At 70.3% G+C, this 26276-nt stretch carries 23 protein-coding genes; 13 read left to right on the top strand and 10 right to left on the bottom strand.

The annotated features are described in order from the left end of the window. Positions 1–49: 49 nt before the first annotated feature. Genes ABZ823_RS02365 through ABZ823_RS02340 form a run of 6 tightly spaced genes read right to left on the bottom strand, consistent with a single transcriptional unit; the run spans position 50 to position 6641 of the window. The gene (locus ABZ823_RS02365) at positions 50–1066 is read right to left on the bottom strand and encodes a DUF6879 family protein (protein ID WP_361652751.1); all 1017 of its coding nucleotides are present in this window, start codon (positions 1064–1066) and stop codon (positions 50–52) included. A 58-nt stretch (positions 1067–1124) separates the two neighbouring features. After that, complete coding sequence (locus ABZ823_RS02360) at positions 1125–2090, bottom strand: SCO2521 family protein (RefSeq protein ID WP_361652749.1); 966 nt, start codon at positions 2088–2090, stop codon at positions 1125–1127. Between the two features lies 1 nt (position 2091). Next, positions 2092–3051: an SCO2522 family protein gene (locus ABZ823_RS02355; RefSeq protein ID WP_361652747.1), complete on the bottom strand. Its 960-nt coding sequence runs from the start codon at positions 3049–3051 to the stop codon at positions 2092–2094. Then, entirely contained in the window at positions 3048–3962 is a 915-nt protein-coding gene (locus ABZ823_RS02350; protein WP_361652745.1) for an SCO2523 family variant P-loop protein, read from the bottom strand. Before ABZ823_RS02350 ends, ABZ823_RS02355 begins: the two co-directional genes overlap by 4 nt. Before the next feature lie 4 nt (positions 3963–3966). Next, the gene (locus tag ABZ823_RS02345) at positions 3967–5805 is read right to left on the bottom strand and encodes an SCO2524 family protein (protein WP_361652743.1); all 1839 of its coding nucleotides are present in this window, start codon (positions 5803–5805) and stop codon (positions 3967–3969) included. Between the two features lie 50 nt (positions 5806–5855). Beyond that, positions 5856–6641 (bottom strand): SCO2525 family SAM-dependent methyltransferase, encoded by a 786-nt coding sequence (locus tag ABZ823_RS02340; RefSeq protein WP_361652741.1) that lies wholly within the window; start codon positions 6639–6641, stop codon positions 5856–5858. 248 nt (positions 6642–6889) lie between these two features. Here ABZ823_RS02340 and ABZ823_RS02335 point away from each other — a divergent pair, with 248 nt between their 5' ends. After that, positions 6890–7429 carry a GNAT family N-acetyltransferase gene (locus ABZ823_RS02335; protein ID WP_361652739.1) on the top strand — a complete coding sequence of 180 codons (540 nt, stop codon included), beginning with the start codon at positions 6890–6892 and terminating at the stop codon, positions 7427–7429. Between the two features lie 12 nt (positions 7430–7441). On the opposite strand, the gene ABZ823_RS02330 is transcribed toward ABZ823_RS02335, so the two are convergent. Beyond that, complete coding sequence (locus tag ABZ823_RS02330; RefSeq protein ID WP_361652737.1) at positions 7442–8191, bottom strand: FadR/GntR family transcriptional regulator; 750 nt, start codon at positions 8189–8191, stop codon at positions 7442–7444. 238 nt (positions 8192–8429) lie between these two features. Here ABZ823_RS02330 and ABZ823_RS02325 point away from each other — a divergent pair, with 238 nt between their 5' ends. From ABZ823_RS02325 to ABZ823_RS02305, 5 genes are all read left to right on the top strand, one after another. Further along, positions 8430–10058 carry an ABC transporter substrate-binding protein gene (locus tag ABZ823_RS02325; protein WP_361652735.1) on the top strand — a complete coding sequence of 543 codons (1629 nt, stop codon included), beginning with the start codon at positions 8430–8432 and terminating at the stop codon, positions 10056–10058. A gap of 18 nt (positions 10059–10076) precedes the next feature. Next, entirely contained in the window at positions 10077–11039 is a 963-nt protein-coding gene (locus tag ABZ823_RS02320; RefSeq protein ID WP_361652733.1) for an ABC transporter permease, read from the top strand. Further along, complete coding sequence (locus ABZ823_RS02315) at positions 11036–13015, top strand: dipeptide/oligopeptide/nickel ABC transporter permease/ATP-binding protein (RefSeq protein ID WP_361652731.1); 1980 nt, start codon at positions 11036–11038, stop codon at positions 13013–13015. The genes ABZ823_RS02320 and ABZ823_RS02315 overlap by 4 nt, the downstream gene beginning before the upstream one ends. A 158-nt stretch (positions 13016–13173) precedes the next feature. Continuing rightward, on the top strand, positions 13174–14244 hold the full coding sequence (locus ABZ823_RS02310; protein WP_361652855.1) for an ABC transporter ATP-binding protein: 1071 nt from the start codon (positions 13174–13176) through the stop codon (positions 14242–14244). Continuing rightward, entirely contained in the window at positions 14244–15179 is a 936-nt protein-coding gene (locus tag ABZ823_RS02305; RefSeq protein WP_361652729.1) for a dihydrodipicolinate synthase family protein, read from the top strand. Before ABZ823_RS02310 ends, ABZ823_RS02305 begins: the two co-directional genes overlap by 1 nt. A 3-nt stretch (positions 15180–15182) precedes the next feature. On the opposite strand, the gene ABZ823_RS02300 is transcribed toward ABZ823_RS02305, so the two are convergent. From ABZ823_RS02300 to leuA, 3 genes are all read right to left on the bottom strand, one after another. Next, positions 15183–16394: a sialidase family protein gene (locus ABZ823_RS02300; protein ID WP_361652727.1), complete on the bottom strand. Its 1212-nt coding sequence runs from the start codon at positions 16392–16394 to the stop codon at positions 15183–15185. A gap of 276 nt (positions 16395–16670) precedes the next feature. Continuing rightward, positions 16671–17375 carry a TerB family tellurite resistance protein gene (locus ABZ823_RS02295; protein WP_361652725.1) on the bottom strand — a complete coding sequence of 235 codons (705 nt, stop codon included), beginning with the start codon at positions 17373–17375 and terminating at the stop codon, positions 16671–16673. Between the two features lie 182 nt (positions 17376–17557). Then, the gene (leuA, locus tag ABZ823_RS02290) at positions 17558–19279 is read right to left on the bottom strand and encodes a 2-isopropylmalate synthase (RefSeq protein WP_361652723.1); all 1722 of its coding nucleotides are present in this window, start codon (positions 19277–19279) and stop codon (positions 17558–17560) included. 357 nt (positions 19280–19636) lie between these two features. On the opposite strand from leuA, the gene ABZ823_RS02285 reads away from it, so the two are divergent. From ABZ823_RS02285 to ABZ823_RS02255, 7 genes are all read left to right on the top strand, one after another. Beyond that, complete coding sequence (locus tag ABZ823_RS02285; RefSeq protein WP_361652721.1) at positions 19637–20704, top strand: M4 family metallopeptidase; 1068 nt, start codon at positions 19637–19639, stop codon at positions 20702–20704. Between the two features lie 33 nt (positions 20705–20737). Then, the gene (locus ABZ823_RS02280; protein WP_361652719.1) at positions 20738–21004 is read left to right on the top strand and encodes a protealysin inhibitor emfourin; all 267 of its coding nucleotides are present in this window, start codon (positions 20738–20740) and stop codon (positions 21002–21004) included. Between the two features lie 78 nt (positions 21005–21082). Continuing rightward, positions 21083–22387 carry a GH1 family beta-glucosidase gene (locus ABZ823_RS02275; protein WP_361652717.1) on the top strand — a complete coding sequence of 435 codons (1305 nt, stop codon included), beginning with the start codon at positions 21083–21085 and terminating at the stop codon, positions 22385–22387. A gap of 458 nt (positions 22388–22845) precedes the next feature. Next, entirely contained in the window at positions 22846–23922 is a 1077-nt protein-coding gene (locus ABZ823_RS02270) for a PhoH family protein (RefSeq protein WP_361652715.1), read from the top strand. Positions 23923–23934: 12 nt separating this feature from the next. Further along, positions 23935–24432, top strand: coding sequence for an rRNA maturation RNase YbeY (gene ybeY, locus ABZ823_RS02265; protein WP_361652713.1), 498 nt, complete (start codon positions 23935–23937; stop codon positions 24430–24432). After that, positions 24429–25736, top strand: a complete 1308-nt coding sequence (locus tag ABZ823_RS02260; RefSeq protein WP_361652711.1) for a hemolysin family protein — start codon at positions 24429–24431, stop codon at positions 25734–25736. Before ybeY ends, ABZ823_RS02260 begins: the two co-directional genes overlap by 4 nt. 102 nt (positions 25737–25838) lie before the next feature. Continuing rightward, entirely contained in the window at positions 25839–26192 is a 354-nt protein-coding gene (locus ABZ823_RS02255; protein WP_361652709.1) for a cytidine deaminase, read from the top strand. Positions 26193–26276 lie beyond the last annotated feature (84 nt).

Genomic DNA, 26276 nt, shown 5'->3' with positions numbered 1-26276 from the left:
GAACATGACGGGGTCGGGGGCCGGGGCGATACGGATACGGCGGGAGCTCTCAGCCGGAGAGGTCGTGTGTGGCCTCCCACAGCCGGTTGAAGCGCTTCATGCGGTGTTCGACGAGGGCGGCCCTGGCGTTGAGGGTGGTCTTGGCGTTCACCTTCATCGTGTCCTGGTCGATCTCGTAGGTGAGTTCGTTGTCGAAGATGATGAAGTCGCTGTGCGTGCCCAGCTGCACCCGGTGCGGCAGCTGGGAGAGGGCCACCACGCGGGCGTCGATGCCCAGCGAACGCTGACTCTCGCACAGCTCCATCAGCTTGTCGTCGATCTGCTCCTCGGTGTCGACGATGAACAGCCGCCTGATCTTCACCCCGCGCAGGATCGCGTCGCTCTGCGCCTCCAGGTAGCGGCTCGCGGGCTCGCTGTTCCAGAAGTCCCGGTCGACGGAGGTGCTGGTGGCGTCGAGGGACTTCTTGATGCACCGGGTGAGGTCGATGAGCCAGTCCTGGTTCTCGCCCAGGCAGTCGGCGATGTTGTTGCTCAGGTTCTCCAGCAACTGGGCGAGCCGGTCGATCTCCTCACTGGCGAAGGTCTTCACCAGCTCGTTGTTCATCAGCCCCGCCTTCGTGGCGCTGCGGGCGAGCTTGGTCACGCCGTCGGAGCGCAGAACCGAACGGTCCACCTGGCTGAAGAGTTCGGTGGCCTCGCTGATCCGGGCGAAACGGTCGTCGACCAGGTCCGTCATCTCCCGGCGGTGGTCGGTGAGATGACTGTGCACCTCGCGATGGTGCTCCGCCAGGCTGTCCCTCATCTCCCGGATGCGGGTGCGCTGCCCGCTCTCCATCGCCTCCAGCCGCCGCTCGAAGTCGACCATGTACTGGACGATCAGCGCGGACCCGCCGATCACGATGGAGACCGTCAGCTTCCACACCTCGTCCTGCTTCTGGTTGAGCGCGTTGGTGAGGACGTAGGCGACGATCGACACCACGACGGTGACGAGCGTCTTCAGCAGAAGCGGTGGTACGCGCAGGCCCTCCGGCCGTGGCGTGTTCCTCGTGCCTTGTGTGTCGGTCATTCCTTCCTCCCCCGTCGGACCCTTCGGAACGCGCGCCGAAGCGGCTCGCGCGTCGTGCTCAGCGTGCGGTCAGTGCCTCCCTCAGCAACGGGATGGCCTGGAGGGCCATCTGGTCCCTGATGCGCTGCACCAGCGTGTGCCACTGGCGGCTGAATCCCGGCTGCTCCTCCAGCGCCTCCCACAGCGCGGACAGCCTCCGGTCCACCCGTGCCCGGGGCATCCACAGGTGCAGCAGATGGTCGACGGCGGGGCGCAGCGCCAGAACGGCCATGGGCCCGTCCGTCGACCCGAAGCGGCTGCCGTCGAGCATCCGTACGAGCGTGGTGAGCAGCCAGTCGTGCAGGGCGAGGTCTTCGCACAGGCGCACGACGGCGGTAGGTTCCGTGCCTTCGGGGACCCCGAGCAGCACCGTGCGCAGATCGTCTTCGACGACCGTGAAGTGGATGGAGGGGTCCTGGCCGTCGGGGACGGTCAGGGCCGCCCAGCGCAGGCGGGTACGGCGGCTCTTGAAGGGGCTCTTCTGGTCGAGCAGCGGGTGCCGCAGCAGCCTGGTGAGCAGGCCCTCGGCGATCAGGCCGGGGTCGAGTTCCCCGGACCGGCCGCCTCCCAGCAGCCCTTCGGCGACCGCCTGCGCGGGCAGTTTCCCGAGGGGCTCGACCACCCCCGGGCGTACCAGGTAGTGGCCCCAGGGCTGCCGCTGGTCGGGTCCGGACGCCGGGATACGGAAGGACGAGCCGGCCTGGAGGACACGGCCCTCGGTGAGCGCGGCGCGGGTGAGCACCGTACCGACGGCGCGCACCTTGGCGCCGTTGGAGGCGGGCAGCGGACAGTCGACGCCCATGAGGGTGTCCGGCGAGAGGGCGTACAGGTTGGGGCGTTCGGAGACGAGGACGCGCTCGTCGGCTCTCAGCCGCAGCACATGGCCGGCCGCCCGGAGGTCCAGTGCCTGGGACGTCGGCAGCAGGCAGGTGCGCACTTCGCCGCAGGCGAGCGTCGTGGACCTCGTCTGCCTCGGGCTGCCCATGTCACCACCCCGGGTAGAAGACGTAGGAGGCCCGGTCCGCCACGGAGTCGGGTACCGCGATGCCCTCGCGCTGCGACCGCTCGGCTATCTGCCCGAGCGCGCCCGCGTCCACCTCGGTCTGGTCGAGGATGATGCGCACGGCGTGCTCGATGGGGAGGAATCGCGAAGGCAGCACGGAGCAGGTGCGGTAGGCGTTGAAGGGGGTGGCGTCGGCGTTGAGCTGGAGCAGCGGGGCGAGGTGGTCCCATTCGGGCGGGAAGCCGCCCGAGGAGTGGGCTCGGGGGACGAAGACGGGTTCGCCCTCGTTGCGGAGCAGGCCGAGGCGGGTCAGCTGCCAGACCGCGGCGAGGAAGGGGCAGGACCAGGTGCGGTGCCCTTCCTTGTCGTCCCACAGTTCGACGTCCAGGAAGACGGAGTGCCGGTGGGCGGCGGTCTCCTGGGGAGGCTGCCAGGCCCCCGACCGCTTCATCGCCTGGGCGCGCTGGGCGGGAGTGCGCACCCCGTTGGCGAGCCAGCCGGTCTGGTCCACGGGCGGGCGCAGGCCGTAGCTGCCGGGCGGCGGTGATTCGACCAATCGGCCCGCCACCGATTCAGCGAGCGGCACCTTGTCCGCCACGGCGCAGCCGGACTCCCTGGCCAGGTAGTCGATGACCAGCCCGGCGCGCTCGGCCTCGGCGAGCAGGACCGGTACCACCTCGGCGGGCGTGGAGAAACGGGTGAAGTAGTCGTCGATGAGGAAGCAGGTGCTGATGCGGGGGCGTTTGCCGCCGGCCCGGGCGGTGGCGTCGGCGCGGGCGGCCTCCGCCCAGGGCTTCACGCTCTCGAAGTGCCGCCGCAGCCGCTGGGCGCCGCCTTGGAAGTCCTCCATGTACAGGTGGCCCAGCTCCAGGGAGAGATGGGACAGGGGTAAGGAGCGGGTGAGCGGCTCGGCGGCGGTCTCCCGGAACACGGCGTCCGTCACGAGTGCCCCCAGTGGGCGTCGTCGGTGATCTTCCGGGCGAGTTCCTCCAGTGCCTCCAGCGTCTCCTTGTTGGCGATCTGCGTGGACAGCACGTCCTCCTCGGTGATGAGCTGCTCGCGCCATTGGAGGACGGGTTCCAGCGGGATGGTCCCGAGGACGACGCTGTCCCCGATCTTCCGGTCGGAGGCGAGCTGGCGCAGATAGTCGTCGCACCGCTGCATCCAGACGGACTGGGCGGGCGACACCTGGGACCACAGCGCGGACTCCGGGTCGGGTACGGCGGCCCGTACGAAGCGGATGGAACGGCGGAGCGCGTCCTTGTCGTGGAGGCCGGCCGCCGCGCCGTTGAGGATGCCGTGTTCGCCGAAGACCAGTCCCGACGCCGCGAGTACGTGCTGCCGGGTCCAGCGGTGGAAGACCAGCCAGCGGGCCTGGACGCCCCGCAGTTCGGGCTGTGCGGTCGCTTCCAGCACCATGTCCATGGCGTAGCTGCGTCCGGCGCTCAGGTCGACGATGATGACGTCGAACTCGCTGTTGAGCCGGAGCAGCAGATCGACGCAGCGGCGAAGGGTGTCCTGGTCCGTGGCGAACTCGCCGCCGCTCGCGTCTCCCGGCAGCAGGACCAGCCGGCCGGAGCCGTTGGGCCGGTTGCGCAGCACCGGGTGCAGGGTGTGGGTCCAGATGTCGACGCGGGCCGGCTCCGCCGTGCCGGCCTCCAGGTAGGTGTGCAGGCCGCCGCGGTCGATCCCCAGCTCTCCGGGTACGTCGAAGACGGCGGCGGCGGTGGGCGAGCCGAAGTCGAAGTCGACGTAGCACACGTCGTCACCGGTGAGTGCGCGTTGGTAGGCGAGGTTCGCGCTGGTCACGGAGCGGCCCGTGCCTCCTTTGTCGGAGGCGGCGAAGACGAGCACGGTCTCACACCTCCCGGGCCGCGTCGCGGGCCTGGGCCAGGACGTCCAGTTCACCGAGCACGGACAGCGTCAGCGCGCAGGCCGTACCCGGCTGCTCGTCGAGGATCCTGCGGGCCCGGCGCAGTCGGATCTCTATGCTGCGCAGCGACTTCGCGCGCTCGCCGTCGGCCGCGAGGGTGGGCTCCATCTGCTCGAAGCCGAACAGATGGGTGGACTCGCTCAGCAACGCGCGTGCCAGGATCGCCAGTTCGGCGCTGCGGATCGGCCGCTGCACATAGAGCTTGCGGGCGGCCACCATGCATTCGGTGACCCGCTCGGTGACGCTCCACGACACCCGGCCCGAGCCCTGGGGTGAGCCGGGGTACACGGCACGGACGTTGTCCCACAGGCCGATGCCCTCGCCCTCCTGGATGCGGCGTTGCCACAGATGCCCGAAGATCTCCTCGGCGAGCCGGAGCAGGCGGTCCTGGGCGGTGATGTTGCGGGACAGCTCGCTGAGCTGGATGGTGCGTTTGAGCAGCTGGGCCGAGAAGTCGGTCATGGTCCACTGAAGGGGCGCGCCCGCGCTCTCGCTGCCTTGCAGGGGCAGGGTGACGCCGGGGTTGTGGAGGCTTACGGCGGGGTCGTCGCGCGTCATACGGCTGGTGATGCGGCCGCGTTCGGCGAGGCGCTCCATGACCGTCACGGTGCGGGTGAGGTCCTCGTCGGTGGCCCGCCTGCGCACCAGGTCGTGGACCAGGATGGCGGCGACGGAGAGCGAGAAGTACTCGGATTCCAGCAGTTGGCCGGTGGTGCGCCAGGGGAGGTCCTCCAGCGGCCAGCGTTCGGGGTCGAAGCGGGCGATGCCGGACCAGTACTGCTGGGTGATCTCCCAGCGCAGCCGCAGTGCCTCGGCGAGCTTCTGCTGTTCGGGGTTGAGCAGACCCAGGGTCAGGGTGCGGTCGGAGAAGAGGTCCTGGATGCCGTCGAGGGCGACCACCGTGAAGTACAGGTAGGGCACCGCCTCGGCGACGCCGTCGGCCTGCACGCCGATCGGGTCGCTGGTCTCCACCTTGGGTGCGTCCTTGACCAGGCTCCAGGCCCAGCCGCATTCGAAGAGCTGGTTGTCGTCCCTGAGCCGTTCCTCGACGTCGACGCCGAGGACGAAGCTCTCGGTGATCGTGGCGCGCAGGGGTTTGAATCTGCGCTGGAACTGCTGGAGGACGGCGCGCTCCGACAGCTTCCCCTGGCCGACCAGTCGGCGTAACCGCTGCCCCTGGGCGGAGTTGGCGTCGAAGACGTTGACGGTGAAGGAGCGCAGCAGGCTGACCATCGCGGCGGTCAGACGGATGCTGGTGGCCTCCCTGAGCTGCTCGATGGCCTTCCTCGTGTCACTGCGGGAGGTGCGGTCCCCGTAGACCTTGAGGAATCCGAGCGTGGCGAGGCAGAGGGTGACCGACATGGAGAAGGAGTCGACCACGCCCAGTTCCCGCTGCTCCCGGGTGATCTCCTGCTTGTGGTCCTGGGAGGTGAAGTAGTAGCCGCCGGCGAAGGTGGGGGTGGCGTCCGGGCCGGTGTGCGTGCGCATGAACTGGTCGAGCACCGTGACGAGGTTGGCGGGGATCTCGGTGCGCCCGCCGACCCGTTTCAGCGCCCGCTCGACGTCCGTCTGGGTGGTGTCGGGCTCGTCGAGACGGAACGCGGGGATCTCGGTGGCGGGGTACATGAGGCACAGCAGCCGTTCGGCGTCCGCGACACTGCTGCGGCCGCCCCATTCCCCCCAGGACCACTTGCCGCCGTCGAACGAGTGGCGGGCCATGGCCTGCCAGATGTCGAGCAGGTGCTGACGTGGCTTGATCTGCATCCCCATGCCCCTCACACAGGTCGCTCTGCCCCTGTATTCCGTACCCTCTGTCAGAAATGAACCTCGGAATTCCGGTGACCGAGGGCAAGGATCATCCCCTCGTGTCCCGGGCGCACCATGTCCGTCGGCTTCCTCAGCCCCAGGACGGCGATCTTTCCGGCAAATGGCCTGAGACTCTCATGCACCTGCAACTCGTCGACGTCGCACGCCGGAAAATGTTCGTCGCCGACGTCATACCCAGTGGAACGGGCCATGAACGCGGCGGCGAAGGGAGCACCGGGCGCCAGGGCCCGCATGAAGCACGCGACAGCGCGACGGAACTCCGCGTGGGAGTCGGACATGGACTCGGCGACGAAGAACATCGTTCCGATGGCCCAGTGCGCGGGACGGCGGACCAGACCGAACAGATTGCCGCGCTCGACCCGGACGGTGTCGGTGAATCTCGCCCTCCGTTTTTCGTCGATCTCGCGATAGGCGGGGCCCTCTCGCAGCACGCGCCAGAAACTGTCCCAGCCCTGGTCGAAGTTGACCCGCTGTTCCCTCAGGTACTCGACGTTCGCACTCGAAAGCTCCAGCTGGGTGATCTCCTTGCACCACGGCAGCATGGACAGTGCGGGGTAGAGGTTGGCCCCCGCTCCGACGTCAATACCCAAAACCGGCCGTTCGAAATTCTCACGGAAATGATCGCTGAAGTGGTCGCGCACATACGCGATGATCTCCGCGTCCACGTCGAGCAGCTCGCGGTAATTGCGATCGATGTACGCGTGAGGGTCGAATGCGTCCCACGGGGCATCGGCGTTGAGTTTGGGTGCCCCCTGTAGGGCTTCCAGGTCCATGCTTAACCGTACCAACGGGTGAGAGGACGCGGATCCCCTTTGCCGCGACGGGGGGAAGCCCGGACGGCCGACCGGGGCAATGGCACATCGGCCTCTTGGTCCTGAACCCTCCTTGAGCGGGCGGACACCGCCGGGAGATGCTGGTCAAAACCCCGCCGAAAGCGAACCGGACGGCAGGGTGTGCGCCATCCGAGTCTTATTCACCCATATGGGGCCGGTGCGCCCCGGACCTTTGACCAGGGGGGGCCATGACCGCTCATCCAGCGGAACGCTCAGGAGATCCTTTCGCGTCGCTCACCGGCCAGGGCCTTTTCCGTCCCGCCCAGGAGCGGTCCGTGCGGATGAGAGGCGTCACCGAGTCCGACCTGCCGGAGCTGCACCGTCTCGACCGGGAGGTCTTCCAGGAGGTGGCGTACCCGTACTTCATGCTGCGCCAGCTGTTCGACATGTACGCGGATCACCTCCTCGTCCTCGACGACGGCGAGGCGTTGCAGGGCTACGTGCTGGCCGGCACCGTGATGGGCACCGGGCTCGGCTGGGTGCTCGGGCTGGGTGTCGCCCGGGAACGGCGCGGGGAGGGTCTGGGGCGGCGGCTGATGCTGGAGATCCTGCGGCGGCTGCGCCACGACGGCGTACGGGAGGTCAGGCTCACCGTCGAGCCCACCAACGCGGCGGCCATCGCCCTCTACAAGTCCTCCGGCTTCTCCCCCGCGGCACCCGAGGGCGGGCTGCGCAGAAACTACTTCGGACCGGGCGAGCACCGCCTGGTGCTGGAGCTGAGCCTGTAGTGCGAGGACCCCTCAGAAGCCGCCGGACGGCTCGCCGTACTCCTGGGCCGTGCGGTCCTCGATGCCCCGGAAGTGGTCCGTCATCGCCCGCTCCGCGCCCTCGACGTCCCGCGCCCGCAGGGCCGTGACGATGTCGCGGTGGCGGCGCGCCGTCAGCTGCGGGGCCGCGCCGTCCGCCCAGTCCCGGGCCCGGGCGACCCGCCGGAACACCGTCCAGAACGCGCTCAGAAGCTGCGGCACGAGCTCGTTGCCCAGCGATCCGTAGAGCAACTCGTGGAACTCCCGGTCCAGGTCGGGGAAGGAACGGCCCCCACGGCCCGCTTCCTCCATCCGGGCCACCACGTCCTCCAGACGCTCCAGCTCCGGCTCGGACAGCGTCATGGCGACCCGCCTGATCAGCCCCTCCTCCAGCACCTCGCGGACCTGGAGGATCTCGTTCAGGGCGTCCATCTCGTCATCGGGCCGGGTGAGCGTGCGGAAGGTGAGCCCGTCCACGAAGGGGGTCAGCGATGCCTGCCCCACATACGTCCCGTATCCGTGCCGGATCTCCACGATGTCGAGCGCCTGGAGGGCCTTGAGCGCCTCACGGACCGAGTTGCGGCTCACCCCGAGGTCCTCCATCAGCTCCGACTCCGTGGGCAGCGGCGCGCCGGGCCTGAGTTTGCGATCGAGGATGAGTTGCATGACCTCGCGCTGGATCCGGCTGCTCACGCGCCGCTCGGTCCTGCGCCGGTTCCCGGGGTCATCGGCCATGCGCCGCATCGTACGCGCGTGCCCCTTGGGCGTCCCGTCTCCGGCACGGATGAAAAACGTCAACTCCCCGCATTTCCAGCCGTCATTGGTCGCACCTTTGACGGCTGGTCCATTCGTGTGCGTCCCCTTGACCGTCCTCACGCCCCCACCTATGGTCGCGCTGCCGCCCATGACGTAGGACGTCGTATCTCCCCATCCTCGAGCCCCTGTCCGAGCCCCCACCGAGACCACCTTTGCTGGAGGAACCGTGCGCGACGTGACCCCTGACGTACCGGCGCCGGCCCGCCGGACGTTCCTGAAGTACTCCGGCGCGCTGGGCGCGGCCGCCGCCCTGTCCTCGTCGCTGGCCGCCTGCTCCTCGGGCCCGGAGTCCACCAACGACACCGGCAGCGGGGGCGGCGGGAACCGGACACTGACGGCGGTCATCGGCTACGGCAACGACGGCAGCTGGGATCCCACCCAGACCGCCTCGGCCTTCTGCATGGCCGCCAACAACCACATTTACGAGGGCCTGCTCGACACGGACCCCATCACACGGGAGCCGTACCCGGCGCTCGCCACCGAGGTGCCGAAGGACCTCGGCGGCACGACCTGGAGGTTCACCCTGCGGGCGGGAGCCAAGTTTCACGACGGGCATCCGGTCACGGCCGACGACGTGGTGTTCGTCTTCGACCGGATCCTGGACCCGGACACGCAGACCCTCGGCAAGGGGTTCTTCGCGAGCTGGCTGCAGGAGGTCCGCAAGGTCGACGCGGAGACCGTGGAGCTGAGGCTCAAGTTCCCCTTCCCGGAGGGAGTCTCCCGTCTGACCCTGGCGAAGGTCATGCCGAAGCACGTCTTCTCCAGGCCCGGCGCCTGGGACGACGCGATCAAGGGGCTGGCGGTGGGCTCGGGGCCGTACCGGCAGACCGCGCACCACCCGAAGTCCAACACCACCTTCGAGGCGTTCGCCGACTACAACGGGCCGCGCAAGCCCGCCTTCAAGAAGATGAACTGGCTGACGATCGTCGACGCCGCGCCGCGCGTCGCCAGGATCTCCGGCGCCGACGCGGGGGCGCAGATCGCGGACAACATCCCCTACGCCAACATCCGGCAGCTCACCGCCGACGGGCTGACGGTGAGGGGCGGGGCCGGGATGAACAACCTGTTCCTGATGTTCAACACCAAGCACAAGCCCTTCGACGACGTCCGTGTCCGGCAGGCGCTCCACTACGCCATCGACACCCGAAAGATGGTCGAGGTGGCCCTGAAGGGACACGGAAAGCCGTCGACCTCCTTCCTCAACGAGGCCAATCCGGCCTACCGGCGGGCGAAGACCGTCTACGACTACGACCCCGACAAGGCGCGGGCACTGCTGAAGGAGGCAGGAGTCAGCGGGTTGAGGATCGACGTCCTCTCGGTGAACGTGAGCTGGATCGTCGACTGCCTGCCCACCATCAAGTCCTCGTGGGACGCGATCGGCGTACGGACCACGCTGTCGCCGCAGGAGACCACGGCCGTCTTCACGAAGATGGACCAGAAGCAGGACTACCAGGTCGTCGCCGCCGCGTCGAACCCCAACCAGTTCGGCCTCGACGCGGACCTGATCATGCACTACAACTACGGCCCGCAGAACCTGTGGATGCAGTACGCCCGCTGGGCCGACGACCCCGTCGCCAAGAAGCTCTTCGGGGACATGGACCGGGCGACCCGGGAGTCCGACCCCGAGCGGAAGAAGGCGATGATCCAGGACTACATCGACGTCGTCGCCGAGCAGGCCGTGCTCTACCCGGTCGTCCACAACGAGCTGATCACCGCCTGGAACCCGAGGGAACTCACCGGGATAAGGGCACAGCCCTACCCGGGCATCAACCTGCTCCAGGCCAAGTGGGTGTAGCGAGTAGGGAGTCGGTCAGTGGTCGCCATCGCCAGGATCCTGGCCCGCCGCGTCCTGCTGCTGGTGCCGCTGATGCTCGGCATCGTGCTGTTCGTCTTCCTCGTGATGCGGTTCTCCGATGTCGACCCGGCCTCCGCGTTCTTCCAGGGCGCCAACCCGACACCGCAGCAACTGCACGACTTCCGGCTGCGGAACGGACTGCTCGATCCGCTGCCGGTGCGCTACGTCCACTTCGTGGGCGATCTGCTCCACGGCGACATGGGGACCAGCGCCCTGACCCGGGCGCCGGTGGTCGAGCAGGTCACCACGGCGCTGCCGCTCACCCTCCAGCTCACCTTCCTCGGGCTCGGCATCGCGGTGGTGCTGGCCCTCGCCGGCGGGGTGACGGCCGCGATCCACCGGGACCGGCTGCCGGACCAGATCATCCGGGTGGTGTCGCTGACCGGCGTCGCCGCACCGGGCTTCTGGCTGGCGCTGCTGATGATCCAGTATCTGGCGGTCGGCCAGGGCTGGTTCCCGACCGGCGGGTACATCAACCCGGCCGACTCCTTCACCGGGTGGCTGAGGACGATGACCCTGCCCGCCTTCGCGCTGTCGCTGCCGGTGGCGGCACAGCTGACCCGGATCGTGCGGACGGCCGTGGTGGAGGAGCTGGACAAGGACTACGTGCGCACGGCGATCGGCAGCGGGCTGCCACCCCGGGTGGTGGTCGGCCGGAACGTGCTGCGCAACGCGCTCATCAACCCGCTGACCGTGCTCGGCCTGCGCGTGGGGTATCTGCTGGGCGGCGCGGTCGTCATCGAGACCATCTTCTCGCTGCCCGGGATGGGCAAGCTGATGATCGACGCCGTCAAGAACGGCGACCCGGCCGTCGTCCAGGGCGTGGTCCTGACCACGGCGACCGGTTTCGTGGTCGTCAACCTCGTCATCGACATCCTGTATCTGCTGGTCAACCCGCGACTGAGGGATGCGGCCCGATGATCACCACACGCAGGGGCCTGGGCGAGGCCCTGTCCCGTCCCGGCATCCGGCTGCGCGGCTGGCGCCGGATGCCGCCATTGTCGAAGGCCGCGGTCTGCTTCCTCGCGGTCGTGGTGCTGGTGGCGCTGCTCGCCCCGGTGCTCGCCCCCCACGACCCGCTCGACCAGCAGGAGCCGGTCGACGGCACCGGGCACCCCTCCGCCGGCCACTGGATGGGGCAGGACAGCCTCGGCCGGGACATCCTCAGCCGGCTGATGTACGGGGCCCGCTGGTCGCTCGCGATCGGGCTCGGGGCGACGGCGCTGGCCCTGGTCGTGGGGGCCCTGCTCGGCGCGGTCGCGGCCACCTCCCGCAAGGCCGTCGACGAGACGCTGATGCGCTGCCTGGACGTCGTCATGGCGTTCCCCGGCATCGCGCTCGCGGCCGTCCTCATCTCCGTCTTCGGCGGCGGCATCACCGTGCTGATCTGTGCGATCGCGTTCCTGTTCACCCCGCCGGTCGCCCGGGTCGTACGGGCGAACGTGCTGGACCAGTACGGCGAGGACTACGTCACGGCCGAACGCGTGATCGGCGCGCGGACCGCCCATATCGTGCTGCGGCACGTGGCGGTCAACTGCGCCGCGCCCGTGCTGGTGTTCTGCACGGTGCAGGTGGCCGAGGCGATCGTGTTCGAGGCGTCGCTGTCCTTCATCGGGGCGGGCGTGCGGCCCCCGGACCCGTCGTGGGGCAGCGTCATCGCGGACGGCAAGAACATGGTGCTGACCGGCGGCTGGTGGGCGACGGTCTTCCCCGGCCTGCTGATGCTGGTCACGGTCCTGTCGCTGAACATCCTGTCCGAGGGCGTGTCGGACGCGTGGGCGGCTCCCGCGGCCCGTGCCGTCAGGGTGCGGGGCGACGGCGACCGGCTGGAGACGCCGGAGCCCGGCAGCGGCGAGGTGGTGGCACTGCCGGGGCTCGCCGAGGCGGCACGGCGGCTGCGCTCCCGTGCCCGTCCGCTCCCGGACGGCCCGCCGGTGCTCGCGGTGGAGAACCTCGCCATCGGCTTCCCCGGCCGGCACCACGGCGTGGACATCGTCGACGGCATCAGCTTCGAGGTACGCCCCGGTGAGGTCCTCGGGCTGGTCGGCGAGTCGGGCTGCGGGAAGTCCCTCACCGCGCTCACGGTCATGGGGCTGCAACCGAAGGGCGCCCGGGTGCGCGGCCAGGTCCGTTTCGGGCAGCGGGAGTTGCTCGCCGAACCGATGCGCGTGCGGCGCAGGCTGCTCGGCCACGAGATGGCGATGATCTATCAGGACGCGCTGTCCTCCCTGAATCCGGCGATGACGATCCGGGCGCAGCTGAGACAGGTCGTACGCCGGGGCGGCCGCCGGAGCCCCGCGGAGCTGCTGAGCCTGGTAGGGCTGGATCCCGAACGCACGCTGCGCAGCTATCCGCACGAACTGTCCGGCGGCCAGCGTCAGCGGGTCCTGATCGCCCTCGCGCTCTCCCGCGATCCCAGGCTGATCATCGCCGACGAGCCGACGACCGCGCTGGACGTGACCGTTCAGGCGCAGATCATCGAACTGCTGCTGCGGCTGCGGGCTGAGCTCGGGTTCGCGCTGATCCTCGTCTCGCACGATCTGGCACTGGTGGCGGACGTCACGGACCGGGTGGTGGTGATGTACGGCGGGCAGATCGTGGAGACGGGGGTGACCGCGGACCTGGTGGAGGCGCCGGCCCACCACTACACGCGCGGGCTGCTCGGCAGTGTCCTGTCGCTGGAGTCGGCGGCCACGCGGATGACACAGATCAAGGGGGTCGTCCCCGCACCCGCCGACTTCCCGGCCGGCTGCCGCTTCGCGGACCGCTGCCCGCGGGCGAGCGAGGTGTGCCGGACGACGGCGCCCGGCCTGGCGGGCACACGCACGCACACGGCGGCCTGCCACCACCCGGCGGTGGACCTGGTGACGACGGAGGAGAGCGAGGCCGTGACGTGAATGCCATCGTCGAGCCTTCCGGCGCCGATGGCGCCCGTGACCGCCACGACGCCCGTGACCGCCATGACGCCCGTGACGCCCGTGACCGCCATGACGGAGGCGACTCCGGTGACCGGCGCCGTGACTCCCGTGACGGCGGTGACTCCCGTGACGCCATCGTGGAAGTCTCCGACGCCCATGTCGTCCACAAGGCGCGCAGCGGCGGCCTGTTCGCCCGGGACCGGGTGTACGCCCTGACCGGCGCCGATCTGAGAGTGGCGCCCGGGGAGACGGTCGGCGTGGTCGGCGAGTCGGGCTGTGGCAAGTCGACGCTGGCGAAGGTGCTGGTGGGCGTGGAACGGCCGACGTCCGGCACGGTGCTCTTCCGGGGCCGCGACCTGTGGTCGATGCCGCCCGCCGAGCGCCGGGCCGCCGTCGGAGGCAGCACCGGAATGGTCTTCCAGGACCCGTCGACGGCGCTGAACCGCCGGCTGACCGTGCGGCGCGTCGTGCGTGACCCGCTGGACGTGCACCGGCGTGGCACCCCGCGCCAACGGGAGGAGCGCGTCGGGGAGTTGATGTCCCTGGTGGGCCTTCCCCGGGCCCTCGCCGACGCCCTGCCCGGGCAGCTGTCGGGCGGCCAGCGGCAGCGGGTGGCCATCGCCCGGGCCCTCGCCCTGGACCCGGAGCTGGTGGTCGCCGACGAACCCACGAGCGCGCTGGACGTGTCGGTCCGCGCGCAGATCCTCAACCTCCTGCTGGACCTGAAGGAAAGGCTGGGCCTGGCGCTCGTCTTCGTCTCGCACGACATCCAGACGGTGCGGCGCATGAGCGACCGGGTGATCACCATGTACCTGGGCCGGATCGTCGAGGAGGCCCCGGCCGGGCGGGTCACCGGCCACGCCCGGCACCCGTACACCCGTGCCCTGTTCTCCGCGACGCCCGGTCTGCTGGACCCGATCGACCCGATCCCGCTGGCCGGTCCGGTCCCCTCGGCCACGCGCCCGCCGAGCGGCTGCCCCTTCCGTACCCGTTGCTGGAAGGCGGACGAGGTGTGCGCCACGGCGATGCCGGGGTTCTCGGGCGCGTCGGCCGACGGTCATCGCTTCCGCTGTCACCATCCTGTGGAGGAGGGCGTGCCGACCCGCGACCTCGTGCGCCAGGCGGCACGGCCCTCCCCGGCCACCGCCATGGCCGAGGCACCGCCGGAACACGTACTGCCCGACCAGAAACACGCCCGGGAGCCCTGATGACCCTGCCCACCCCGCTGACCGGTGTCGTCCCGCCCGTCTGCACCCCCCTGACACCGGATCGCGAGGTGGACGTGTCCTCGCTCATCAGGCTCGTGGACCATCTGCTGTCGGGCGGGGTGGACGCCTTGTTCGTACTCGGCTCGTCCTCGGAGGCCGCGTATTTGACGGACCGCCAGCGGCGTCTGGTGGTGGAGACGGTCGTGGCCCATGTGTCCGGCCGGGTCCCGGTCCTGGCCGGGGCCATCGACATGACCACGCCCCGGGTGCTCGACCATGTGGCGTACACGGCGGGGGCGGGCGCGGACGCGGTCGTGGTGACGGCTCCCTTCTACACGCGCACGCATCCGGCGGAGGTCGCCCGCCACTACCGCCTGGTCGCCGAGGGCTCCCCCGTGCCGGTGGTCGCCTACGACATCCCGGTCTCCGTCCCCACCAAGCTGAGTCCGGAGCTGGTCCTGGAGCTGGCCGCGGAGGGGACCCTGGCCGGGCTCAAGGACTCCAGCGGTGATCTGGCCGCTTTCCGCGCGGTGGTGACGGGCGCCCGGACGCGGCCCGGGATCACGGGTTTCAGCGTGCTGACGGGTTCCGAGCTGGTCGTGGACGCGGCCCTGGCACTGGGCGCGGACGGGGCGGTCCCGGGGCTGGCCAACGTGGACCCCGCGGGGTACGTCCGCCTGGACCGCCTGTGCCGCGCGCACGACTGGGACGCGGCACGGGCGGAGCAGGAGCGGCTGTGCGCGCTGTACGGCATGACCGGCGTCGGGAACCCGGCCCGGATGGGCGGGAGTTCCTCGGGCCTGGGCGCTTTCAAGGCCGCCCTGTGCCTGAGGGGGGTGATCGCGTGCCCGGCGACGGCGGAGCCGCAGGTGGCGCTGTCGGAGGCGGAGACGGAACGGGTGGGCAAGTACCTGGCGGCGGCGGGGCTGCTGTAGCCGTCAGTCGGGGCGGCCGACGGGGATCCGCCGGAACTCGATCGTGTCGTACGGCCCCTTCGCCCCGGTCTCGTAGAGGATCCCGGCGTCTTTGCCGGGAAGCTCCACCAGGTCGCTGTAGGCCGCCTTCCGCCGGGACAGGTTCAGCAGCTTGGTGAAGTGTGCCCCTGCGTCGGTGCTGCGCCAGATGGCCATCGCCTGACGCGCGGTGGGCACGGAGGGGCCGGAGAAGAGCAACGGGGCCTGGGGGCCCCGGAGCTGGAGGACACTGCCCTGGACCACGGGGACGTCGTCCAGGGTGTGCTGCACGGTGTAGGGACGGTCCAGGGTCCGGCCGCCGTCGTCGGAGTAGCTGTCGAGGCGGTTGCCCACGCTGCTGCCGTTCTGGTCCCGGGAGCTGAGGTAGAGCCGTCCGTCGGGGAGTTGGGTGGCACTGCTTTCGTTGGAGTTGTCGTAACCGTCGTAGGAGTCGTCGCTGAAGCCCAGGTGCCAGGTCATGCCGCCGTTGTCCGAGTAGATCGCGTGCGCGCCGTAGTACTTGGCCTCCCGTCCGGTGTCGGAGGAGCCGCGGGGCGGTGCGGCGGAGTGGTTGGCGGGCACGACGAGACGTCCCGCGTGCGGGCCCCGGGTGAGGGCGACGGCGTGGCCGGGGCCGGTGGCGTACCACCGCCAGTTTGCCCGCTTCACCTGGGCCGTGATCTCCCGTGGGGCCGAGAAGCGGCGCCCGTCGTCCCGGCTCGTCTGCACGAAGACACGGCGGCTCTGGCCAGGTGTCACCTCGCCGCGCATGATTTGCGCCTCGCTCACCGTGCCGCTGTTGTAGGAGGTGACGAGGACGATCCGCCCGGTCCGTGCGTCCACGACCGGCGCCGGGTTGCCCCGGGTGTTCCCACGGCCGGCGGCGACGACCGCGAGGGGACCCCAGGTGCAGCCGCCGTCGAGGGATCGTCTCAGCACGACGTCTATGTCCCCGCTGTCCCCGGCTCCGCCCCGCCGCCCCTCGGCGAAGGCGAGCACGGTCCCCTTGCCCGTGACGACCGTCGCCGGGATCCGGTAGGTGTGGTAGCCGCCCCGCCCGGCGATGTAGGGCACGGAGGAGAGGCAGCCGCCACGGTGCGGCAGCGATACGGCGGACGCCGCCTGCGTCACCGGAAGGACGCTGAGCAGCACTGCGGCGATCGTGGCTCGGACGGCGGTGCGACGGATGAGGGTCATGGCACGCTCCCTGCACTGCGGTGGGCACGGGATGTGGTAGATCCCGTCGCCGTCAATGTGCCACCGACGTCATGGCGATAGACCTGCCGCGCGGGGGATCTGGTGTGCGGTGAGACCCTCCTGCGGAGTACACGGAGGGCTACACGGAGGGCGAGTGCTGTGGCCGGTGGCGAGGCAGAGGAGGGCGTACCGGGGTACGAGGCGTCCGGCCTGGAGGCTCTCCCGGCCGAGGGCACGGATGCCGTCCTGGAGCGCCCTGCTGCGGGTACACGGTCGTTACGACGGCGTGCGGGCCGCCGCCAGCAGGCGGGTCACCTCGTCCGAGCAGATGGTCAGGGCCGCGCCGACCGTGGTGAGGGCTTCGCGTTCGGCCGGAGTGTAGGGGCCGTCCGCGAGGGCGATGCGGGCGCCCTGGAGGAGGATCGACTCGCGGCCGGTGGCGGCGAGGTGCGGGGCCAGGGGGTCCAGCGCCTCGTGCAGCTCTATGGCGAGGCTCGCGCCGCCCGGTTCCCCGCAGACCCGGCCGGTGTCGGCGATCAGGGCCTCGACCAGGGCGCCGAGCCCGTCCACCGTGCAGTCGTCGAAGCCGGCGGAACGGACGGCGCCGGCGGCCGTCTCCAGGGCCGTGCGGGAGCAGCTGCCGCCCGCGGCGAGGACCGCGAGGGCGACGGTGTGGACCGCGTCGCGGAGCATCGCGGAGAAGCGGACCGTGGTGGGGTGGTCCAGGACGTCCGTGCCGTAGTGGTGGCCGCAGGCCGCGCACTCCACGACCGGGCCGGTCTCACCGCGCGGCAGGACCGGGACGCCGACGAGGGCGAGGCGGCGGCGTCCGGTGAGTCGCTGGTAGTTGCGGTCGCCCCCGCAGCCGGGGCAGAAGAACTCGCCGTCGCCGACGGCGGTCCATGCGGTACGGATGCCCAGAACCTGCGAAACACGGCCCCTGCGGACTCCGCGGGCGTTGCGTCCCCGTCCTGGCAGCACGTCGCACCTCCCTAACCACGCGGCAGCATCGCCGCGCTGGCGTGATGTTAGCCACATTGTTGAGGCGGAGTCAGCACCCAGGACGAGACCTGTCCGTGATCTTCGGCCGAAATGGCCGGTCCATGACCCGGCCCCGCCCGCCCTTCAGGGCGGACGGGGCCGGGACGTGCAGGTCAGACGGGTTAGCGGGCGGCGCGGTTGACGGCGGAGACGACGGCCTTCAGCGAGGCACGTGTCGTATTCGCGTCGATGCCGATGCCCCACAGAACCTTGCCGTCGATCACGCACTCGATGTACGAGGCAGCCTGCGCGGAGGCGCCCTCGCTCATCGTGTGCTCCTGGTAGTCCAGCAGGCGTACGTCGATGCCGACGGACTGCAAGGCGTCGAAGAAGGCCGAGATCGGACCGTTGCCGGAGCCGGTGAGGACGGTGTCCCGGCCGTCGACCGTGGCCTCGACGGTCAGCGTGTCGACGCCGTCCTTGTCGGTGGTCGTCTGACCGGTCTTCACCTGGATGCGGCCCCAGGGGTTGTCCGGGTTCGGCAGGTACTCGTCCTGGAACACGCTCCAGATCTCCGTCGGCGTGACCTCGCCGCCCTCGGCGTCGGTCTTCGTCTGGATGATCTTCGAGAACTCGATCTGCATCCGGCGCGGCAGGTCCAGCTTGTGGTCGTTCTTCAGGACGTAGGCGATGCCGCCCTTGCCGGACTGCGAGTTGACCCGGATGATCGCCTCGTAGGAGCGGCCGACGTCCTTCGGGTCGATGGGCAGGTACGGCACCGCCCATTCGAGGTCGTCGACGGTCTTGCCCTGCGCTGCCGCGTCGGCCTCCATGGCGTCGAAGCCCTTCTTGATGGCGTCCTGGTGGGAGCCGGAGAAGGAGGTGTAGACGAGGTCCCCGATGTAGGGGTGGCGCGGGTGGACCTCCATCTGGTTGCAGTACTCCCACGTGCGGCGGATCTCGTCGATGTGGGAGAAGTCGATCTGCGGGTCGACGCCCTGGGAGAAGAGGTTCATGCCCAGGGTGACCAGGTCGACGTTGCCGGTGCGCTCGCCCTGGCCGAACAGGCAGCCCTCGACGCGGTCCGCGCCGGCCATCACGGCCAGCTCGGCGGCGGCGACGGCGGTGCCACGGTCATTGTGCGGGTGGGCCGACAGGCAGACGAACTCGCGGCGGGAGAGGTTGCGGTGCATCCACTCGAAGCGGTCCGCGTGCGTGGAGGGGGTCGAGCGCTCCACGGTGGCGGGCAGGTTGAGGATGATCTCGCGGTCCGGGCCGGGCTGCCAGACGTCCATGACGGCCTCGCAGACCTCCAGGGCGAAGTCCAGCTCGGTGTCGGTGAAGATCTCGGGGCTGTACTGGTAGCCGAACTCCGTCTCGGGGCCCAGCAGCTTCTCGGCGTACTCCATCACCAGGCGGGTGCCGTCCACGGCGATCTGCTTGATGTCGTCCTTGGAGCCACGGAAGACGACTCGGCGGAAGACCGGGGCGGTCGCGTTGTAGAGGTGGACGTTCGCGCGCCTGGCGCCCTTCAGGGACTCGACGGTCCGCTCGATCAGGTCCGCGCGGGCCTGGGTCAGTACGGAGATCGTCACGTCGTCCGGGATCGCGTCCTCGTCCTCGATGATCGAGCGCACGAAGTCGAAGTCGGTCTGGCCGGAGGCCGGGAAGCCGACCTCGATCTCCTTGTAGCCCATCTTCACCAGCAGATCGAACATCGCCCGCTTGCGGGCCGGCGACATCGGGTCGATCAGGGCCTGGTTGCCGTCACGCAGGTCGGTGGACAGCCAGCGCGGGGCGCGGCCGATCCGCTGGTCGGGCCAGGTGCGGTCGGGGATGTCGACCTGCTCGTACGGGCGGTACTTGTGGGTCGGCATGGACGTGGGCTGCTGGCGGTTGGCCATGGTGCGTGGGCTCCTCAGGAGGTCCGGGAGGACGGCCGACGGCGCAACGCCAAACTCCGCGGGGAGGGGGTCGGCCTCGACTACAGGCCCTCGCCGCGGCAGCTAAGGAGGAGCAGCCCGAAACGCATGATGCTCCGCATGTTAGTGGAGCCGCGCCGGATGCGAGGGTCCGTATCAGTATGCGGGACCGGGGAGACAATTCGGGCACGAGTGTGTCAGCTCACAGCCGGAGAACGCCCTCCTCCGGGAGGTCTCCATATCACCCCTTCACGGAACGGACACCTCCATGTCGCCGCTTTTCACCAATCATGGTTGCCAGGGGTGACAGGGTCGTCACTCAGTGCAATGGTGCCCGACATGGACACCAACGGGGGCTTTGAGCCCGTCTACTGCACCATCGTGCCGCCGCACATCCTGGACGAGGTCGCCCGGCACGAGGACTCCGCGCTCGCCACTCCCGCGCGCCGCACCCTGGAACGGGATGCCCTGGAGCGCACCCGCCGCCGGCTGACCACCGTCATCGGCGCCCCCGCGGCGACCCCGCCCACGGCCGGCGCCGGAGCACCGCACCGCACGGTCTACGACGCCGGGCACCGGCAGACCCTGCCCGGCGCCAAGGTCCGCGGGGAGGGCGAGGAGCCCGGCGAGGACGCCACGGTCAACCGGGCGTACGCGGGTCTCGGCGCCACCTTCGAGCTGTTCCTGCGGGTGTACGGCCGCGACTCCATCGACGGCAAGGGACTGCCTCTGGACGCGAGCGTGCACTTCGGCGAGAGCTACGACAACGCCTTCTGGAACGGCGAGCAGATGGTGTTCGGCGACGGCGACGGCGAGATCTTCCTCGACTTCACCCTCCCGGTCGACGTCATCGGCCATGAACTCACCCACGGCGTCACCCAGTACACCGCGAACCTGGCCTACTTCGGCCAGTCGGGAGCCCTCAACGAGTCGATGTCCGACGTCTTCGGCTCGCTGATCAAGCAGTACACGCTCGGCCAGACCGCCTCCGAGGCCGACTGGCTGATCGGCGCCGGGTTGCTCGCCCCGCGCGTCACCGGCAAGGCGCTGCGCTCTATGAAGGAACCGGGCAGCGCGTACGACGACGACGTGCTCGGCAAGGACCCGCAGCCGGGGACGATGGACGGCTATGTGCGCACCGGCCGGGACAACGGCGGGGTGCACATCAACTCCGGCATCCCCAACCACGCGTTCTACCTGGTCGCCACCGAACTCGGCGGGCACGCCTGGGAGCGGGCCGGTCAGATCTGGTACGACGTGCTGACCGGCGGAGAGCTTGATTCCCAGGCGACCTTCCAGGACTTCGCGCGGCTGACGGTGGCGGCGGCGCGGGCCCGCTACCACGAGGGCGCGGAGCAGGAGGCCGTGCTCAAGGCCTGGGAGCAGGTCGGGGTGCCTGCCCCGTAGCCCGGGCGGGCCGTCCCGTACTAGACAGGTCCCATGCGTATTCGGGTGAGGCGTACGGGCGGGTTCGCGGGCATCGAGCGCCGGGCCGAGGTGGAGACCTCGGGACGGGCCGACGCCCAGGAGTGGCACGCCCTGGCCGAGCGGGCGCTGGCCGCCGGCCGGGGCGCGCCGCCGGCCGGTGTGCCGGACGGCTTCAGCTACGAGATCAGCGTGGACGGCCGGACCGTGTACTGCGCGGATCCCCGGCTGACGGAGGAGCAGCGAGCACTGGTCTCACGCGTGCTGAAGGAAGGCGCCTGAGGCCCCCGCCCGCCGGACAGCCGCCAGTTCGCACCTGCCCGTTGACTTCCGTTACCGGCGGTAAGGATGATCCGGCGCATGGCGACGAACCCGATACCCCAGTTCCCGGCCGGCTTCCTGTGGGGCGTGTCGACCTCGGCCCACCAGGTCGAGGGGGCGGCCGGGGAGCGCGAGCCCTCCGTGTGGGACGCGTTCACCGCCGAGCCGGGCCGGGTGAAGGACGGCTCGACCGCCGCGGTCGCCTGCGACCACTACCACCGCTACCGCGAGGACGTGGCCCTCCTGGCGGACCTCGGCGTGGACGCGTACCGCTTCTCGGTCTCCTGGCCCCGGGTGAACTCCCCCGGCGGCCTCGGCTTCTACGACCGCCTGGTCGACGAGCTGTGCGCGGCGGGCGTACGGCCGGTGGTGACCCTCTTCCACTGGGACCTGCCGGTCACCCTGGACTGGCTGGAGCGGGACACCGCCAGGCGGTTCGCCGCGTACGTGTCGGTCGTCGCCGAGCGGCTCGGCGACCGCGTGGACAAGTGGATCACCCTCAACGAGCCCGCCGAGCACACCTTGCTGGGCCATGCGCTCGGTGTCCACGCGCCGGGCGGACGGCTGATGTTCGACGCGCTGCCGGTGGCCCACCACCAGCTGCTGGCCCACGGTCTGGCCGTACAGGCCCTGCGCGCGGCGGGGGCGGGCGACATCGGGATCGCCAACTCGCACGGCCCGACATGGCCGGCGTCCGACAGCCCTGAGGACAGGGGGGCCGCGGACTTCTACGACGTCCTGCTCAACCGGCTGTTCTCCGACCCCCTTCTGCTGGGGCGCTACCCCGAGGGCATCGGCGAGCTGATGCCCGGTGACGTCGAAGCCGACCTCGAGGTGATCGCGGAACCGGTCGACTGGTACGGGATCAACTACTACGCGCCGACGAAGGTGGGTGCCCCGCAGGGCGAGGAGATCCGGTTCGGTGGTCTCTCCCTGCCCGCCGAACTCCCCTTCTCGGTCCGGGAGATCGAGGGCCACCCGGTCACCGACTTCGGCTGGCCGGTGGTCCCCGAGGCGCTGACCGAGCTGCTGACCGGCTTCCGCGAGCGCTACGGCGACCGGCTCCCGCCCGTCGTCATCACCGAGAACGGCTGCTCCTACGAGGGCGTCGAGGACCGGCAGCGCATCGCCTATCTGGACGGCCACATCCGGGCGCTGCACCGGGCGGTGGAGGCGGGAGTCGATGTGCGCGGCTACTTTGTGTGGTCGTTGCTGGACAACTTCGAGTGGGCCGAGGGGTACGCGCGCCGCTTCGGCCTCGTGCACGTGGACCACACGACCCTGGAGCGGACCCCGAAGGCGTCGTACAGGTGGCTGCGGGACGCGCTGCGGGCGCGGGGATGACGGGGGCGAAGCGGCCCGCCGACTCTGCGCCGCCCCCAGCTACCTGCGGGACCGCGTGGACCACCCCGACCCCGACCTGGGTCTGATCGACATCGCCAACGCCCTCCCCCAGGTCGCGGCCCCGGCCCTGGCCGCGCCGATCGACACGTGTCCGGGGCGGCTACCGGGTGCTGTACCCGGTCGCGGCGGTGATCGGACTGGCCGGGGCGGTGCTCTGGTGGGGCGGATCCGGCGAGTGGAGCGACCTTCTCCGAGGCCGCCTCCGTCAGCCCGGCCCCGTGCCGGTCCTCCCGGCCGGGTCGGCGCCGGCGGTCGGTCCGGTGCCCCAGGGCCTTCGTACAAGCGCACGGAAAAGTCCTATAGCTCTGTCAGCGCCGCGTCGTACCCTTGAAACCGCGAGGCCGCCCTCAGCTGTGCGGCCGTACGGAGGAGGAATCGCAGGCCTACAGAGCCGGCCCATGACTCAGACACCCACAGCTCACACCCCCGCGCAGGGGCAGGCGAGAACGCAGATCACCGTCCCTGCCCAGCACCCCATGGTGATGGTGCTGGGTTCCGGCGACTCCCTGCTGCGCGTGATCGAGACGGCCTTCCCGGGGGTCGACATCCATGTCCGGGGAAACGAGATCAGCGCGGTCGGCGACGCGACGGAGGTCGCCCTGCTCCAGCGCCTGTTCGCAGAGATGATGCTCGTGCTCCGCACCGGGCAGCCGATGACGGAGGACGCAGTGGAACGCTCGATCGCCATGCTCCGGGCCAGCGAGAACGGCGAGGGCGACGGGCCCGAGACCCCGGCCGAGGTGCTGACGCAGAACATCCTGTCCTCGCGCGGCCGGACGATCCGCCCCAAGACCCTCAACCAGAAGCGGTACGTCGACGCGATCGACAAGCACACGATCGTCTTCGGCATCGGCCCCGCCGGTACGGGCAAGACCTACCTGGCCATGGCCAAGGCGGTCCAGGCCCTGCAGTCCAAGCAGGTCAACCGGATCATCCTGACCCGTCCGGCCGTCGAGGCGGGCGAGCGCCTGGGCTTCCTGCCCGGCACGCTGTACGAGAAGATCGACCCGTACCTGCGCCCGCTCTACGACGCGCTGCACGACATGATCGACCCCGATTCCATCCCGCGGCTGATGGCCGCCGGGACGATCGAGGTCGCACCGCTGGCGTACATGCGTGGCCGGACGCTCAACGACGCCTTCATCATCCTCGACGAGGCCCAGAACACGAGCCCCGAGCAGATGAAGATGTTCCTCACCCGCCTCGGCTTCGACTCGAAGATCGTGATCACGGGTGACGTCACCCAGGTGGACCTGCCGAACGGCACCAAGAGCGGTCTGCGGCAGGTGCAGGAAATCCTGGAAGGCGTCGAGGACGTCCACTTCTCCCGCCTGTCGTCCCGCGATGTCGTACGGCACAAGCTCGTCGGCCGTATCGTCGACGCCTACGAGAAGTACGACAGCAAGAACGGCACCGAGAACGGCACGCACAAGCCCGGCCGCGGCAAGGCCGGGCACGCGCACAAGGGGAAGTAGACCAGCAGCACCATGTCGATCGACGTCAACAACGAGTCCGGTACCGAGGTCGACGAGCAGGCGATCCTCGACATCGCCCGCTACGCGCTCGCGCGGATGCGCATCCACCCGCTCTCCGAGCTCTCGGTGATCGTCGTGGACGCCGACGCCATGGAGCAGCTGCACGTCCAGTGGATGGACCTGCCGGGACCGACGGATGTCATGTCCTTCCCGATGGACGAGCTGCGGCCCCCGGCCAAGGACGACGACGAGCCCCCGCAGGGACTGCTCGGTGACATCGTGCTGTGCCCGGAGGTCGCCGCCAGGCAGGGCGCCGAAGCGGCGACGCAGCACTCCATGGACGAGGAGCTCCAGCTCCTGACCGTCCACGGAGTGCTGCACCTTCTCGGCTACGACCACGAGGAGCCCGACGAGAAGGCCGAGATGTTCGGCCTCCAGGCCGCCATCGTGGACGGCTGGCGCGCGGAGAAGGGCCTGACCGGCCCGTCCCCGGCCCCGACCGTGTCATGACCCCCCAGCTCGTCGTCGGCGCGGTCGCACTGGTCGTCGTCGCCTGGCTCGCCGCCTGCGCGGAAGCGGGCCTGGCACGCGTCTCCAGCTTCCGCGCCGAGGAGGCCGTACGCAGCGGACGGCGCGGCAGCGCCAAGCTCGCCCAGGTCGCCGCGGACCCGACCCGCTACCTCAATGTGGCGCTGCTGGTCCGGGTCGCCTGCGAGATGGCCGCCGCGTCGCTGGTGACGTACGCCTGTCTGAGAGAGTTCTCCGGGACCGCGGAGGCCCTCCTCGTCGCGATCGCCGTCATGGTGCTCGTGTCGTACGTCGCCGTCGGCGTCTCCCCGCGCACGATCGGCCGCCAGCATCCGCTGAACACGGCGACGGCGGCGGCGTACATCCTCGTCCCGCTGGCCCGGGTCATGGGTCCGATCCCGAACCTGCTGATCCTCCTCGGCAACGCCCTGACCCCCGGCAAGGGCTTCCGTCGCGGTCCCTTCGCCTCCGAGGCCGAGCTGCGCGCCCTGGTCGACCTGGCGGAGAAGGAGTCCCTCATCGAGGCCGAGGAGCGCCGCATGGTGCACTCGGTGTTCGAGCTGGGCGACACCCTGGTCCGGGAGGTGATGGTCCCGCGGACGGATCTGGTGGTCATCGAGCGCCACAAGACCATCCGCCAGGCGCTGACCCTGGCCCTGAGGTCCGGCTTCTCGCGCATCCCGGTCACCGGGGAGAACGAGGACGACATCGTCGGGATCGTGTATCTGAAGGACCTGGCCCGCAAGACGCACATCAGCCGGGACGCCGAGTCGGAGCTGGTGTCCACCGCCATGCGGCCGGCCACCTTCGTCCCGGACACCAAGAACGCGGGCGACCTGCTGCGGGAGATGCAGAAGCAGCGCAACCACGTCGCCGTCGTCATCGACGAGTACGGCGGCACGGCCGGGATCGTCACCATCGAGGACATCCTGGAGGAGATCGTCGGCGAGATCACCGACGAGTACGACCGGGAACTGCCGCCGGTGCAGGACCTGGGCGAGGACCGCTACCGCGTCACCGCCCGCCTCGACATCGGCGACCTCGGCGAGCTGTACGGGCTCGAGGCGTACGACGACGAGGACGTGGAGACGGTCGGCGGACTGCTCGCGAAGGCGCTGGGCCGGGTGCCGATCGCGGGGGCGTCGTCCGTGGTCGAACTGCCCGACGGCCGCGAGCTGCGTCTGACCGCGGAGGCGGCGGCGGGCCGCAGGAACAAGATCGTGACCGTGCTGGTGGAGCCGGTGGGCCCGGTCGAGCTCCCCGAGGGGGAGCCGAAGCCGGAGTGAGTTCCCGGCGGCCGGGCGCACGGCGCCGGCCGCGCTCCTGAGGGCACCCGGACGCGCGCCCCTGGGGACCGCCCGGTCCGCGCGGCTCCGTATGCTCGGATCATGACCGACAGCAACGCGCTCGAACCCGAGGACCGCAAGATCGTCACCCTGGCCCGTTCGGTGCGGGCCCGCAACGGCGTGCCGGAGGGTGCCGCCGTGCGCGACGAGACCGGACGCACGTATGCGGCCGGAACCGTCGCCCTGGAGTCGCTGAGGCTGAGCGCCCTTCAGACCGCGGTGGCGATGGCGGTGGCGTCGGGCGCGAAGTCGCTAGAGGCGGCGGCCGTGGTCACGGAGGCCGAGACCGCGTCCGCCGATGACCGGGCGGCGGTGCGGGACCTCGGTGGCCCCGGAACGCCGGTGCTGGTGGCGGGCCCCGACGGCGCGCTCCGCGCCACGCTGACGGCGGGCTGAAGCGCCCCTGCGCCTTGGCGGGCCGTGGGCGGGCGCCGACCCTCGGGTCAGAGCGCGTCGGGACCGCGCTCGCCCGTGCGCACT

The organism is Streptomyces sp. NPDC047079 (assembly GCF_040643755.1).
Classification (GTDB): domain Bacteria; phylum Actinomycetota; class Actinomycetes; order Streptomycetales; family Streptomycetaceae; genus Streptomyces.
Note: the sequence above shows the minus strand (reverse complement) of the source record. Positions and strands in the feature narration are given on the sequence as shown.